We start from the raw sequence: 13,672 nt of genomic DNA on the forward strand, positions 1-13,672 counted from the left end.
CATGGCGGTGAACAGGATCGTCTGCGTGGCCGGAGCACGGCCCAACTACATGAAGATCAAACCGGTGATGGACGCACTGGAGCGCCACGGCGCCGAGGTGGTCCTCGTCCACACCGGCCAGCACTACGACGCGTCCATGAACGACGTCTTCTTCCGCGACCTCGGCATCCGGCCCCCCGACCGGTACCTGGGCGCCGGGTCCGGGACCCACGCCCAGCAGACCGGCCGGGTGATGGCGGCCTTCGAGCCGCTGCTCGAAGAGCTGGCCCCGGACGCGGTGGTGGTCGTCGGCGACATCAACTCCACCCTGGCCTGCGCCCTGGTCACGGCGAAGGCGGGCCCGCTGCTCGCCCATGTCGAGGCGGGCCTGCGCAGCCGGGACTGGAGCATGCCGGAGGAGGTCAACCGGGTCGCCACCGACCGGGTCAGCGACCACCTGCTGGCCCCCTCGCCCGACGCGGCCGCGAACCTGCGGTCGGAGGGGTACCGCGAGGACCAGATCCACGTCGTCGGGAACGTCATGATCGACACCCTGCTCGCCAACCTGGAACGGGCCCGGGCCTCGGACGTCCTCGACCGGTACGGGCTCACCCGCGGCGGGTACGGCCTGGTCACCCTGCACCGGCCGGCCAACGTGGACGACCCCGACGCCCTGCGCGGCCTGCTCAAGGCGCTGGGCGAGATCGCCGGCCGCTGCCCGCTGCTGCTGCCCGTGCACCCGCGGGCGGCACAGCGGCTGGCCGCGATCGGTGTCCCGGGCGGTATCCGGCTGGTCCCGGCCGCCGGATACCTGGACTTCATCGCGCTCCAGGACGGGGCACGGGTGGTGCTCACCGACTCCGGGGGCGTCCAGGAGGAGACCACCGCCCTGGGCGTGCCGTGCGTGACCCTGCGGGAGAACACCGAGCGTCCCGTCACCGTCGAGGAGGGCACCAACGTCCTCGCGGGCACCGACCCGGACCGCATCACGGCCACCGTGAACCGGGTCCTCGACGAGCCGCCCGCGCCCCGCTGCCCCGCGCTGTGGGACGGGCGGGCCAGCGAGCGCATCGCCCGGGTCCTGCTGGAGGGCGGGACGGCGCGGGAGCGGCTGCGGCCCACCGCCCTCGCCCCGGGCGGGGCGTCCGGGGCGGCGTAGCACCGGGCCGGATCCACGTACGACCGCACCACGAAGCAAAGAACCGTACACATCGCAATGACAGGGCGGCGGCGCGTCCGACACGGCGCCGCCGCGAGGGGGAAGACCATGGATCTCGCGGAGATCTGGCGGGTCATGCGCAGGCGCTGGTACGTCCTGCTGCCCGGACTGCTGATCACGGCCGCGCTCACGACGGGCGTCTACCTGCTGGTCCCGGTGGAATACCGGTCCCAGAGCACGGTGACCCTGCTCAACTCCAAGAAGGCCACGGTGGCCTTCGACGGCAACCCCTTCCTGAGCACCCAGGCCTCGCTCACCGGGATGGCCGACGGCCTGGCCCGCAACCTCAACTCCGACGACTCCAGGGCCGACCTCAAGGCACAGGGGCTCACCGGCACGTACGAGGCGAAGATCGCCGACAACGCGCAGGGGCCGTTCATGTGGCTGATCGTCTCCGGCACCGACCCGGCCGCGGTCCTGGAGTCGGACCAGCTCCTGACCGCCTACGCGGAGAAGCGGCTCCAGGAGTTCCAGGCCCAGCAGCAGGTGACCCCGGAAGCCATGATCCGCATGGCCACGATCGTCCCGCCGCAGAAGCCGGAGCCGCAGACCAAGACCCGGCTCCAGTACCTCGTGATGGCGGGGGCGCTGGGCTTCGTGCTCAGCCTGGTGGCGACCTTCTTCGTGGAGGCCCGCCGCCGCACGCCCGCCGGGCCGGGCCGGCGCCGGGCAGCCGCACCCGAGGCCGAGGCCGGAACCGGAGCCCAGGCCGGAACCGGAACCGGAGCCGGAGCCGGGGCCCCCGAAGCCGTGTCCAGCAGTGCGGGGGCGACGTGACCGGCCCCGCGACCGGCACACCCGCCGGGACGCAGGCCGCGCAACAGCCCGAGGCACCGCCGCTGGGCCGCAAGGTGGGCTCCGCCGCCCGGTGGAGCCTGGTCAACACCGTCGTCATGCGGCTCGGGAACTTCGCCACCGGCATCGTCCTCGCCCGCTACTTCCTCGACCCCGAGGCCTGGGGCGTCTACGGGATCGCCCAGACGGTCCTGCTGGTGCTGCTCTCCGCGAACGAGCTCGGGGTCTCGCTGGCCATCGTGCGCTGGGAGGGCGACCCGCGCCGGTTCGCCCCGACCGTCCTCACCCTGAGCGCCGCCTCCAGCTGCCTGCTGTATGCGGCCCTGTTCGCGGCGGCCCCCGCGGTGGCCCGGGTGCTCGGCTCGCCCGAGGCCTCCGGGGTGCTGCGGGTGATGTGCGTGTGCGTGGTCCTCGACGGGCTGTCGCAGGTCCCGGCCGGCTTCCTCACCCGCGAGTTCGCGCAGGGCCGGCGGATGGCCGTCGACTCCGTCAACTTCGTCCTCAGCACCGCGGTGACCCTGCTGCTCGCCGTCCAGGGCTGGGGGGCCATGAGCTTCGCCTGGGGCTCCGTCGCCGGCAACGCGGCCGCGCTCCTCGGCTGCTGCCTCGCCGCACCCGGCACCCTGCGGTTCGGCTGGGACGCCGCCCAGGCCCGGGCCCTGCTGGGCTTCGGCCTCCCGCTCGCGGGGGCCAGCATGCTCGCCCTCGGCGTCGTCAACGTCGACACCATGGTCGTCGGCTCCTCCCTGGACCAACTCGCCCTGGGCTTCTACGTCCTCGCCTTCAACATCTCCGGCTGGCCGGTACGCATCATCTCCGAGGCGGCCCGCCGGGTGTCCTTCGCCGGGTTCTCCCGTCTGGCCGACACACCGGGCGCGCTGGCGAGCGGGTTCGGCCGCGCCCTGGGCGTCGTGATGACCGGCACCGTCCCGCTGTGCGTGCTGCTCGCCGCGCTGGCCGCGCCCGTCGTCGAACTCGTCTACGGCGAACGGTGGCTGCCCGCGGCCGCCGCCCTGCCCTGGCTGATGGCGCTGGGCCTGGTCCGGATCGCCTGCGAACTGGCCTACGACTGCCTGGTCGCCGTCGGCCGGCGCCGCTCCCTCATCGGGGTGCAGGCCCTCTGGCTGGTCGTCCTGCTCCCCGCCCTGGTGATCGGCGCCCGGTCCGACGGGATCGTCGGCGTCGCACAGGGGCACGTCCTGGTCGCCGGCGCCGTCGTCGTGCCGGTCTTCCTCGTCACCCTGCACCGCGCCGGGATCCGGCTGGCCAGCGTGGCGCGGGCCTGCGCCTGGCCCTTCCTCGGCGGCGCCGTCATGGCGGCCGTGGTCCTGGGCCTGGAACGGCTCCTCGGCGACGGAGTCCCGGCACTCCTCGCGACGGGCGTGGCCGGCACCCTGGGCTACGCGCTGTGCGTACTGCCCAGCCTGGGCTTCCTGCGCGGCGCACCGCCCGCCGGACCGACCGCTGCCGCGAAGGGATGACGACCGTGGCACACCACCGCAAACGCCTCGCCGCCTGGCTACTGGCCGGGCTCGTCCTCGTCACCGTCATCACCCTCTACCAGGCGCAGCAGACCGGGAGGGGCGAGCCCGCGGCCGCCCCCTGCCCGCAGGGCGCCCCCGACTGCCCCGGGCCCGGCAGCACCGGTCCACCGCCGACGCCCGCGCCGTCACCGGACCCGAGCACCGGCGAGACGGCGAGCTCCACGTCGGCCCCGCCCTCCGCCACTCCCCCGCCCGGCAGCAGCGGCCCGCCCACGCCGTCGCCCGGCTGCCCGTCCCCGGGTGCGTGCGGGTTCCCCGACGAGTCCACCACCGGGCCGCGGGGCGGGCTGGAGCGGCACGACACGGGCGACATGTCCGTCAAGACCGACGGCACGGTCATCAAGGGCTGGGACATCCGCGGCTCCCTGGACGTCTACGCCAACGACGTCACCGTCATCGACAGCAGGATCACCTCGACCAACTGGTGGGGCATCAACCTGCGCCCCGGCTTCAGCGGCCTGAAGGTCCTCCACACCACCATCACCGCGATCCCGGGGAAGGGCCCCGACAACGGGGGCGTCAACTACGCGGTGTCCAACATGGGCGGCAGCTCGATCGAGGTCGGCTGGTGCGACATCTCGGTGTTCGGCAACGCCCTGTCCATGGGCCAGGGCGACCTGCACGACAACTACGTGCACGACATCGTCGCCTTCCGCAACAAGACCGGCGAGTGGCAGCACACCGACGCCGTCATCAGCGGCGGCGGCAACAAGGGCCGGCTCACCGTCCGCCACAACACCCTGCTGAACCCGGTCCGGGTGGACCAGGGCGCCACCGCCGCAGTGGGGCTGTTCGCCGACACCGGCGTCGTCTCCTCCGTGGTCGTCGAACGCAACTGGCTGGCGGGCGGGGCCTACTCCCTCTACGGGGGCGGGCCTGGGGCCACCGGCATCAAGGTCACCGACAACGTGTTCTCCACCGAGTACCACGCCACGGCCGGGGCGTACGGCACGGCCACCGCCTGGAACGCGGGCGGCGCCGGGAACGTGTGGAGCGGCAACCGCATGGCCGACGGCAGGCCCGTCCCGCCCCCGGCCTCGCCCTGACGACGAGAGGACAAGATGCGGCGCATCGCCCGGGCCCCGTGGGAACTGTTGAAGCGGGCCTTCGGCTGGCTGGTGCTGTTCGAGGCCAGGAACAAGGTCGTACTGGCCCCGTCCGCGGTGCGGCTGCGCCGCTTCGAGGACGCCGAGACCCGCCGGCTCGCCGCCCTGCTGGGCCGGCCCCCGACCGCCCTGGTCGCCACCGTGATCGCCACTCACCGGCGTCCGGAGGCCCTGCGCGCCGCGGTCCGCTCCGCCCTCGGGCAGACGGTGGACGACCAGGTGGTGATCGTCGTCGACGACGGGGCGGGTCTGCCCGAACTCCCCTCCGATCCACGTCTGTTCGCGGTGTCCCTGGTCCGCAACACCGGCACGGCCGGGGTCGTCCGCAACGTGGGGATCCGGCTGACCCGCTCGCGGTACGTGGCCTTCCTGGACGACGACAACCTGTGGGAGCCCGACCACCTGGAGCAGGCGCTGGCGGTGCTGGAACCGCCGGGCGGGCCGGACGCCGTGTACACCGCCCTGCGCCGCGTGCTCCCCGACGGCTCGGAGCGGGACGTGCTGTCGGTGCCCTTCGACCGGCGCCGGGCCGCCCGCGAGGCCTTCCTCGACACCAACGCGTTCGTGGCCCGCCGCACCCGGTCGCTGCACTTCAGCCGCCTGCGACGCACCCCGGAGGTCCTGCCGCGGGAGGACTGGGAGCTCGTACGCCGGTACGGGCGCCGCCACGAGGTCCGGCACCTGCCCCGACCGACCGTCCGCTACCTGGTCAACCCGGGGAGCTTCTACACCGCCTGGAACGGCCGGCCGCCCCCCGGGTGACCCTGCCGGGTCAGGGCCCGGGGGTGGCGCGCAGGGCCGACGGGGTGGCGAGGGCGCGGGCCGCGGCGAGGCTCGCGGGGCGGCCCAGGACGGCCCGCGAGGTCTCCCGCAGCAGGACGGCCGCGCGGAACGCGGCGGTGGCGGCCGCGCCGTGGCGGCGGCCGTAGAGGCGTACCCGGTTGAGGGTCAGCAGCGTCCACAGCCGGGGCGAGACCTGGGAGTCACCGCCGAGGTGGACGGCGGAGGCGGCGGGCTCCAGGCGGGTGGCGAAGCCGCGGTCGCGGGCCCGCAGGCAGTACTCGGTCTCCTCGGAGTACAGGAAGAACGACTCGTCCCAGGGCCCGCAGGTGTCCAGGCAGGTACGGGACAGGGCCATCAGGGCCCCCGTAGCCCAGTCGGCGACGGTGGACCCGCGGTAGGCCTCCGGGTCGGTGACCAGTTCGCTGAGCAGCGGGAACCGGCCGGCGCGGCGGTTGCCGATCACGGCCTCGCCCAGGGCGCGGGTCACCCGCGACTCCCGGCGCAGCGAGTGGTGGAGTGCGCCGTCCTCCTCGTACAGCAGGGGGACGCTGATCCCGACCCGGCGGCCGCCGGACAGCGGGGTGTCGAGGGCGTCGACGAGGCGGGCGGCGCAGCCGGTCCGCATCCGGACGTCCGGATTGCACACGAGGGCGGCGCGGAAGCCGCCCTCCCAGCCGGCCGCGGCCGCGAGGGCGGCGTTCACCCCGGCCGCGTAGCCGGCGTTGCGGCCGGTCTGCACGACCGTGGCGTCGGGGGCGAGGGAGCGGACCAGGTCCGCGGTGCCGTCGGCGGAGTCGTTGTCGGCGACGACGAGGCGCCAGTCGAGCCCGGCCAGGCCCTCGGGCAGGGAGGCGAGGAAGGCGGGCAGCACCCGGGCGCTGTTCCAGGTGACGACGAGGACGGCTACGGGACCGGTACCCGGCTCGGGGTGGCGGGGACGGGAGGACATGGGGACTCCGCGGTTCGGGGCTTCGGCGCCGAGCGCCGGATGAAGCCGAGGTAACTGCCTCCGGCGGCGATCGTCAGGAAGAACATCCCGGCGAACATCGGGAAGCTGAGGCTGTCGAAGGTGGCGCTGATGACGAGGGAGACCACGGCCGAGGCGAAGAACGCCTGCCCGAGTTCCCGGTCGGATTCGGTGCGGGCCAGGCGGCGGATGGCTCCGCCCTGGTGGATGCCGGTGAAGAACAGCACCAGCAGGACGGCGACACCGACCAGGCCCATCTCCGCGAGGGTGAGCATGTACTGGTTGTCGGTGAAGAAGTACAGGTTCGGTGTGAACGTGCCGAAGCCCCGGCCGAACAGGGGGCGTTGTTCCAGGTAGGGGACGATCGCGCCGTACTTGACGGTGCGTGCCTGGGTGCTGCTGTCGCCGTTGGAGAGGAACGAGGCGAACAGGGCGGTGATGGTGCCGATCAGGCCGGGGATGATCACCTTGAAGGCGGCCACCGACGCGCCCAGCAGGCCGATCGCCGCCCACCTCCGCTCCGGCTTCCAGCGCGGCACCATCACCAGCACCACCAGCAGGGCCCCGATGATGGAGGTCCGGGACACGGTGAGCGGTAGCGCGCCGCCCATCAGCACCACGGGCGCCCAGCGCCGCCAGCGGGCGAGGTGCCGGCGGACCGGGTCGAAGGCCTGCTGGACGGCGAAGGGCAGCAGGATGGCGAGCATCCCGCCGAACTCCAGCGGCTGGGCGGTGGTGGAGCGGGGCCGGGTGAACGATCCGCGGTCCAGGGTGGCGATCTGCGGGACGCTGGACTGCAGTCCCGGGATGCTGATCTTGTCGGCGATGTTCGTCGCGGTGAAGAAGTCGTAGAAACCGATCGCGGCCACCACCGCCCCCATCACGACCATCCGGCGCAGCAGCACGTCCAGCCGGGGTCGGTCGTGGATGCCGGCGGTCACCAGCACGACCAGGGACACCCACACCAGGAGCCCGATCAGGCCGCGGTCGGCGCCGAGGACCTCCTTGTGCGAGCTGCCGCGGGTCGCGTTGGCGAGGTACGAGCCCAGCACCGCGAGGGCGAGGAGGAGCATCACGATCCGGGGCAGCCGGGTCCCGGGGACCGGCCGGATCCGGCCGGTCAGCCAGGTCGCCAGGTACCAGAGCAGGCAGAGCAGGGCGAAGGCGTTGGCCGGGGTGCCGACCCCGCCGAGGCCGGGCAGCGTCAGGTTCGACGGGATGAACAGGGCCAGCGCCAGGTAGCCGGTGAGCAGGGCGGCGGCGTCGAGGCTGCGTCCGCGGCGACGCTCGTGGAGCCGCTCCCGGGCGACGCGCAGCGCGGCCCGCCGGGACCTCCGGGGAGCGGGGGTGCCCGTCTCCCCGGCTACCTCCCGGGCCGCCTCGGCGGCTGCGCGCCTGCGGCGGCGGGCCGCGAGGACGCCGTCGGTGACGAAGGACAGGGTGAACCCGGCGGTGGTGCCCAGGATCATCACGCCGAGCACCTGCTGGTAGCGGCTCTTGAGCAGCGGCACCGGGGTCTGCGGCAGTACGACGGGCGCGGTCTGCACGAAGTAGGCGGGCTGGACGCCGGCCGCCGTCTGGAGGGCGTTGAGCTGCTCCCCGGCGAAGGAGGTCAGGACGTTGGTCTCCTGGAGCACCTTGGCCCGGTCGGTGCCGGTGACCGACAGCGTGAGCATCGGCCCGGAGGTGTTGGCGGCGAAGCCGACCGCGTACGGGTCGGTGACGCCCAGGCCGTGGAGGGCGCGGGCGGCGTCCGCACCCGACAGGGTGCGGATCAGTACGTCGGCGGTGACCACCAGCGAACCGCCGGCGTTCGAGATGGGGTTGCCGAAGGTCGGGGCGAGTTCGGCGACCGCGGTGGAGTCCAGCAGGGCCACCGAGCTCTCCGACTGGTACTCCACCGGCACCGAGCGGTACAGGTGCAGCCCGGCGACGAGGCCGAGCAGGGTCAGGGAGGCCATCACGTACCAGCGGCGGCGCAGGACGGCGGCCATGTCGCGGATGCTCACGCGCGCCCCCGCGAGCTGCCGGATTCGATGGCGGGCCGCGGGATGTCCTGCGAGGATCGTGCAGGACGGAAGGAATCCCCGTGTCGCCTGGTGAGTTGGTCCGTGCGCTGCGTCGGCGCTGGTACGTCCTGGTGGTGGCGGCGGTGCTCGCCGCGGCCGGAGCGCTTCAGGTGCTCCGCCCCACCCCGGTCCATGTGAGTGCGGCGATCGTCGTGCTCAAACCCCCGGTCACGGGGAGGTACCCGAACCAGCTGGCCAACCTGCAGCCGCCGCTGGCCGCCGTCTCGTACGCCGTGGTGCAGCAGTTGGAGTCGCCCGAGGGCCGGGCCGAGCTGCGCGCGAAGGGGGTGACCGCCGACTACCGGCTGCTGCCGCGGAACAGCGGCACCAGCGTCACGCCGCGCTATCTGATCCCCTCGCTCCAGGTGCAGGCCGAGCACACCGACCCGGAGACAGCGAACGCCGCGGTACGCGCGGTGATCGAGGCGTACGCGCGGCGCGTGGCCGCGCTGCAGGACGCGCAGGGCGTCCCCGCCGCGTCGCGGATGAGCGTGGACCAGTTGGTGCAGCCGTCCGCGGTAGCGCAGCAGGGCGCCAAGAGCCGGGCGCTGGTCGGCATCGCGGCGCTGGCCGGGGTCGCCGGGGTGTCGGCGGCCCTGTGGACCGACCGGCTGCTGGTGCGCCGGAACCGGCGCCGGCGCGAGGGCGCCGACGCCGCAACCGCGGGCGGGAGCGGTGCGGGGACCCCCACCGGAGCCGGGTCCGGCGGCCGGCTCCCGGGCGGGGAGCGGCTGGCGGGGGCCGTGGCGGCCGGCTGAACCTTCGGGGTACGGCGGGCGGGACCGCCGCGCGAGGCGGCGGTCCCGGTCGTACGGGTGGTGCAGGTGTTGCGGGTCGTACGGGTTGTGCCGGTGGTCCATCAGATCCCTCGCCGCTTCCAGGACTCCCACCACAGCCACTCGCGTCCCCGGTCGGCGACCGCGGACAGCACGAGCGGCTGGAGGTACGGCATGGTCCGCGCCCCGATGCGGCGCCGCCGGACCAGCGCCCGGTACTCGGGCAGTGCCGTGTACCGGGGCAGGCATTCGGCGGCGAAGGCCTCCAGGTCCTCCACCGGGACCACCCCGGTCCGGCCCCGGTCGTACGCCCGGTAGGCGCGCCGCAGCGCGTACCGGGCGAGCCGGGTCCGGGCCAGCCGGGACAGCCGGTCCTTGTCGGGCAGCAGGTCCCCGCACTTGTCGAGCACCGAGTCGAAGGCGACGAGGCGCTGGCGGAGGTCGTCGAGCTGGCCGCCGAAGTCGGTGGTGGACATGTTGTTGCCGTGGACCCGGTAGAAGGCCTGGTCGGCGCCGCGGACGTAGCCCACGTCGGCGTGCGCGGCGAGCCGCATCCACATCTCGATGTCGCCGGCGTGCGGCAGCTTCGGGTCGTAGCCGCCGACCTTGCGCTGGAGGCTGGTGCGGACGACCACCTCGGGAGAGGTGATGCACCCGGTGCCCTCCCGGAAGCGCCGCTCCAGCCACCACTGGCCGGGGTAGACCACCGAACCGGTGCTGCGGGTCCGGGCCTGCGGGAGCGGGCCGCCGTGCTGGAAGCGCAGCGGCCGCCCGTACGCGAACCCGGCCTCGGGATGGGCGTCGAGGAGGGCCGCCGCCCGTACGAGGGCGCCGGGGACGAGCCGGTCGTCCGCCGAGAGCAGGGCGACGTAGTCCCCGTCGGCCCACTCCAGCAGGCCCTCGTTGTAGGTGGCGATGTGGCCCCGGTTCTGCTCGTGCACGCGGACCTCGATCCGCGGGTCGCCGGCCGCGAGGGCCCGCGCGACCTCGCCGGACCCGTCGGGCGAGGCGTCGTCGATGATCAGTACGCGGACGTCGGCGCCCGGCTGTTCGTCCAGGACGCTGCGGACGCAGTCGGCCAGGAAGTGGCCGTAGTTGTAGCAGGGGATCACCACGCTGACCGTGCTCACTGGCTGCTCACCTCCGAGGAGAGCCCGGCCTGCGCAGCGGGCGGCGGGGTCGTCGTGAAGACCGGGCCGACCCAGTAGTTCACCGATCCGAAGGTGTTGGTCGGGAAGGTGGTGGAGGCGCCGTACTTGTAGAGACCGTTGGCGCCGCCGCTGCCGTCGGCCGGGGCGACCAGCGGGTACGAGCGGTGGGCGGCGGCGAAGTAGCCGCCGTCGACCGAGTAGTTGCCGTTCGGTGCGTGGTAGGAGACCACGTACGTGGTGCCGGCCGTGACGGCCACCGGGGTGGTGAGGTTCAGCTGCTGCCAGCCGGAGAGGGTCTCGCTGCCGAAGGTGCCGGTGGCGAGCAGCTGCCCGGAGGCGGACCACAGGCTGCCGGTGTGGGTGCCGGTGTTCTTCGGGCCCTTGTAGAAGGTGATGCCGGTGACGTAGCCGTTCACCGCGGTCTGGAACCGGGTGCCCAGTTCCACGGAGTTGGCGTCGTCGACGACGTTGGCGGTGCTCGGGGCGGTGGTGCTGTTCCACAGGGTGCAGGGGCAGTTGACCTGGGGTGGGTTGGGGCTGGTCGTGAAGTTCCAGGTGACCGGTTCCGACATGGTGTTGCCCCACAGGTCGGACGCCTTCACGGAGGCCGTGTAGGTGGAGTTGAGGGCGAGTTCGCCGGCCGGGGTGAAGGTGACGCTGTTGGAGGCGCCGAAGACCTTGCTGCCGGGCACGGCCGCCCCGCCCGCGTCCTTGACGGTGAACTCCAGGCCCTCCGGGTCCACGGCGGTGGTGAAGGTGGCCGTGACCCCGGCCGTGATCGCCGTGCCGGTGGCCGCGGACTGCGGGGAGGTGGTGGTCACCGAGGGCGGGGTGGTGCTGGCCGTGGAGGTGTCCAGGACCGCGTCCACCCAGTAGTTGCTGCCGTTCGCGGCGGTGGACGGGAATCCGCCGGTCGCGCTGTACCGGTAGACGCCGTTGCCGCCGTCGGTGCCGCTGCGCAGCGCGGTCAGCGGGGCCAGTCCGGCCTCGGCGGCCGCGAAGGTGTTGTCGAAGGAGTACCCGCCCCTCGGGGCGAAGTAGGAGGCGACGTAGGTGGTGTTGGGCTTGATCGGCACCGGGGTGGCGAAGTTGAGCTGCTGCCAGCCGGAGGCCGTCTCGTTGGTGAAGGTGCCGGTGGCCAGGCGCTGCCCGGAGGCGGACCACAGGCTGCCGGTGTGGGTGCCGAGGTTGGCCGGGGACTTGTAGAAGCGGATGCCGGTGATGGAGCCGGGCACGGAGGAGCGGATCTTCACGCCGAGTTCGACGGCGCTGCCGTCCCCGGCGTTGACCGTGCCGGGCACGGCAGCGGCCGGCCAGACGGTGCAGGGGCACTGCTGGGGCCCCACGGTGAGCGGGACGGTGGTGGTGGCACCGGTGTTGACGCTGTCGTCCACCGCGCGCACCTGGACCTGCGCCGAGCCGGGAGCGGTCGGGGTCCAGGTGTAGCTCCAGGTCCCGATGCCGGTGGTCGCCTTCCAGGTGGTGCCGCCGTCGGTGGAGACCTCCACGCGGGCCACCACTCCGCCGCTGTCCGCGGCGGTGCCGGTGACGGTCACCGGGCGCAGGGCTGGCACGGTGGCACCCGCCGCGGGGCTGGTCACGGTGACGGTCGGGCCGGTGGTGTCTGCGGAGGCGGTGGTCGCGACCAGGTCGGACTGGAGGCTCCTGGGCTGGACGCCCATGTCGGCGAACACGTTCACCGTGGCCTGCTGCATCCGCTTGTCCTCGGTGACCACGACGGCGGCCGGGTCGGACGTCGGCATGTTGGTCAGGCCCCAGGACCACTGGACGGTGCCCGCGCCGAACACGAGCGCGCGGGAGGTCGGGTCGCGGAAGGCGACGAGGCTGTGGGTGGCGGTGCCGTTGCCGTAGGTGTTGCCGTAGTCCAGGCGGAGCTTGCCGTCCTCGATGTCGACGGTGGTGGAGGACATCTGGATCTGGCCCGGCGGGCGGGCCGCGTCCTCCACGTCGCTGTCCCACTCGTAGCCGAGGGTTCCGGTGGGGAAGGTGGCCGTCTGGGAGGGCGTCAGGTTCGCGACGGTGGTGTTGCGCCACAGGCGCATCTTCGCGAACCGTCCGGGCACGGTGAGGGCGTCGCTGCGGTAGCCGTTGACGCTGAACAGCGTGCCGGTGAGCTGGTTCTGCGGCTGGTAGGGCCGGCCGTTGGTGGCGCTGGCCGGGTCCATGAAGGTGCCGGTCCAGATGCCGCTCGGGTCGGGGACGCCGTTCGGCTGGGGGAAGGAGAGCTTGGTCTCCTTGTAGCAGACCAGGGTGCGGTCGGCGGTGTTGGTTCCGTCGATGCTGGGCGCGAGCCGGGTCTTCCAGAAGATCTCGTTGCCGCTGAAGTACGTCTGGTGCTGGCCGGCCTTGCGGGCGCCCAGGGCATTGGTGAACTGGTCCTGGGTCCAGTACTCGTCGTGCCCGGAGGACATGAAGACCTTGTGGTTGCGGAGCAGGGTCGCGCCGCGCTTGGACATGTCGACGCCGGACATGTAGCTGACGTCGTAGCCGTTGCGCTCCAGCCACGAGATCATCTGGTACTCGGATCCGTAGACCCCGTTCTCCCCGCCGATGTCCATGGGCCGGTTGTAGCTGACCTCGTAGGCCCGGCCGTCGGGCGCGGGGCCGTGGCCGTCGTAGAGGTCCTGGCCGCCGTAGTTGTTGTACGCCTGCCAGGTCTGGTCGCTGGTCTGGACGACGATGTCGGAGTGGCTGGCGTCGTTGCGGACGACGAACGGGTAGGGCATGACGCCGTTGCCGTCCGCCTGGTCGAAGTTGGCGATGTACACGCCGGAGACCGCGTCGGCGGGCACCGTCCACGTGACCGTGGTGGGCCAGTTGCCGCAGTCCACGAGGCCGGTGGAGGCCTTGGTGGTGCAGCTCTGCGGCTGCCCGCCCGCGGCGAAGTTCGCCGGGTGGGTCTGGGCCGCCTGTGCTGCGGTGGACATCAGGCGGGCGCCGTTGCCCCCGTAGTGGCCCAGCCGGTAGACAGAGACCCGGTACGGGGTCGGCGACTGGACCTTGAACTGCACGGTGTCGCCGGCCTGGACGCTCATCTGGGCGCTGAAGCCCTTGATGTCGCCGTAGGCGCTGGGCGAGAACCAGTCGGACATCGGTGTGCCCGGTTTGGAGTTCTCGCACACGATGGCGTTCGTGGTGGGACCGCAGGGGTCCGCCGCCCCCGCCACCGCGGACGGCGGCAGTACCGTGACCATCAGGGCTGCGACCACGGTGAAGAGGCAGTACCGGAGCCGCCTTGTCCGTCGTCTTGTCATCTGTTCCT

At 73.1% G+C, this 13,672-nt stretch carries 10 protein-coding genes; 6 read left to right on the plus strand and 4 right to left on the minus strand.

What is annotated here, in order from left to right; all coding sequences use genetic code 11:
- The first annotated feature begins 1 nt into the window (after nucleotide 1).
- From wecB to ACSHWO_RS03420, 5 genes are all read left to right on the plus strand, one after another.
- The gene (gene wecB, locus ACSHWO_RS03400) at nucleotides 2-1,138 is read left to right on the plus strand and encodes a non-hydrolyzing UDP-N-acetylglucosamine 2-epimerase (protein WP_438309987.1); all 1,137 of its coding nucleotides are present in this window, start codon (nucleotides 2-4) and stop codon (nucleotides 1,136-1,138) included.
- Nucleotides 1,139-1,246: 108 nt separating this feature from the next.
- Nucleotides 1,247-1,975, plus strand: a complete 729-nt coding sequence (locus ACSHWO_RS03405; RefSeq protein ID WP_438309988.1) for a chain length determinant protein — start codon at nucleotides 1,247-1,249, stop codon at nucleotides 1,973-1,975.
- A complete protein-coding gene (locus ACSHWO_RS03410) occupies nucleotides 1,972-3,474 on the plus strand; it encodes an oligosaccharide flippase family protein (protein WP_438309989.1) in 1,503 nt (500 codons plus the stop codon). Before ACSHWO_RS03405 ends, ACSHWO_RS03410 begins: the two co-directional genes overlap by 4 nt.
- 5 nt (nucleotides 3,475-3,479) lie before the next feature.
- The gene (locus ACSHWO_RS03415; protein WP_438309990.1) at nucleotides 3,480-4,583 is read left to right on the plus strand and encodes a hypothetical protein; all 1,104 of its coding nucleotides are present in this window, start codon (nucleotides 3,480-3,482) and stop codon (nucleotides 4,581-4,583) included.
- 15 nt (nucleotides 4,584-4,598) lie between these two features.
- Nucleotides 4,599-5,405: a glycosyltransferase family 2 protein gene (locus ACSHWO_RS03420; RefSeq protein WP_438309991.1), complete on the plus strand. Its 807-nt coding sequence runs from the start codon at nucleotides 4,599-4,601 to the stop codon at nucleotides 5,403-5,405.
- A 10-nt stretch (nucleotides 5,406-5,415) separates the two neighbouring features.
- On the opposite strand, the gene ACSHWO_RS03425 is transcribed toward ACSHWO_RS03420, so the two are convergent.
- Together ACSHWO_RS03425 and ACSHWO_RS03430 are read right to left on the minus strand one after the other, a co-directional pair.
- Entirely contained in the window at nucleotides 5,416-6,375 is a 960-nt protein-coding gene (locus ACSHWO_RS03425; RefSeq protein ID WP_385804092.1) for a glycosyltransferase, read from the minus strand.
- Complete coding sequence (locus tag ACSHWO_RS03430) at nucleotides 6,330-8,402, minus strand: O-antigen ligase family protein (RefSeq protein ID WP_438309992.1); 2,073 nt, start codon at nucleotides 8,400-8,402, stop codon at nucleotides 6,330-6,332. Before ACSHWO_RS03430 ends, ACSHWO_RS03425 begins: the two co-directional genes overlap by 46 nt.
- An 80-nt stretch (nucleotides 8,403-8,482) precedes the next feature.
- Here ACSHWO_RS03430 and ACSHWO_RS03435 point away from each other — a divergent pair, with 80 nt between their 5' ends.
- A complete protein-coding gene (locus tag ACSHWO_RS03435) occupies nucleotides 8,483-9,220 on the plus strand; it encodes a hypothetical protein (RefSeq protein WP_438309993.1) in 738 nt (245 codons plus the stop codon).
- A 101-nt stretch (nucleotides 9,221-9,321) separates the two neighbouring features.
- Here ACSHWO_RS03435 and ACSHWO_RS03440 read toward each other — a convergent pair whose 3' ends face one another.
- Together ACSHWO_RS03440 and ACSHWO_RS03445 are read right to left on the minus strand one after the other, a co-directional pair.
- Nucleotides 9,322-10,368 carry a glycosyltransferase family 2 protein gene (locus tag ACSHWO_RS03440; protein ID WP_438309994.1) on the minus strand — a complete coding sequence of 349 codons (1,047 nt, stop codon included), beginning with the start codon at nucleotides 10,366-10,368 and terminating at the stop codon, nucleotides 9,322-9,324.
- Nucleotides 10,365-13,664 carry a DUF4082 domain-containing protein gene (locus ACSHWO_RS03445; protein ID WP_438309995.1) on the minus strand — a complete coding sequence of 1,100 codons (3,300 nt, stop codon included), beginning with the start codon at nucleotides 13,662-13,664 and terminating at the stop codon, nucleotides 10,365-10,367. Before ACSHWO_RS03445 ends, ACSHWO_RS03440 begins: the two co-directional genes overlap by 4 nt.
- Nucleotides 13,665-13,672: the final 8 nt, after the last annotated feature.

The organism is Streptomyces pallidus (ex Mingjun et al. 2026), assembly GCF_051550185.1.
Taxonomy (GTDB): Bacteria; Actinomycetota; Actinomycetes; order Streptomycetales; family Streptomycetaceae; genus Streptomyces.

Coding starts and splice junctions, on each gene's coding strand:
- ACSHWO_RS03425 (WP_385804092.1), bottom strand. CDS start 6,375: ATGTCCTCCCGTCCCCGCCACCCCGAGCCGGGTACCGGTCCCGTAGCC.
- ACSHWO_RS03445 (WP_438309995.1), bottom strand. CDS start 13,664: ATGACAAGACGACGGACAAGGCGGCTCCGGTACTGCCTCTTCACCGTG.
- ACSHWO_RS03405 (WP_438309988.1), top strand. CDS start 1,247: ATGGATCTCGCGGAGATCTGGCGGGTCATGCGCAGGCGCTGGTACGTC.
- wecB (WP_438309987.1), top strand. CDS start 2: ATGGCGGTGAACAGGATCGTCTGCGTGGCCGGAGCACGGCCCAACTAC.
- ACSHWO_RS03420 (WP_438309991.1), top strand. CDS start 4,599: ATGCGGCGCATCGCCCGGGCCCCGTGGGAACTGTTGAAGCGGGCCTTC.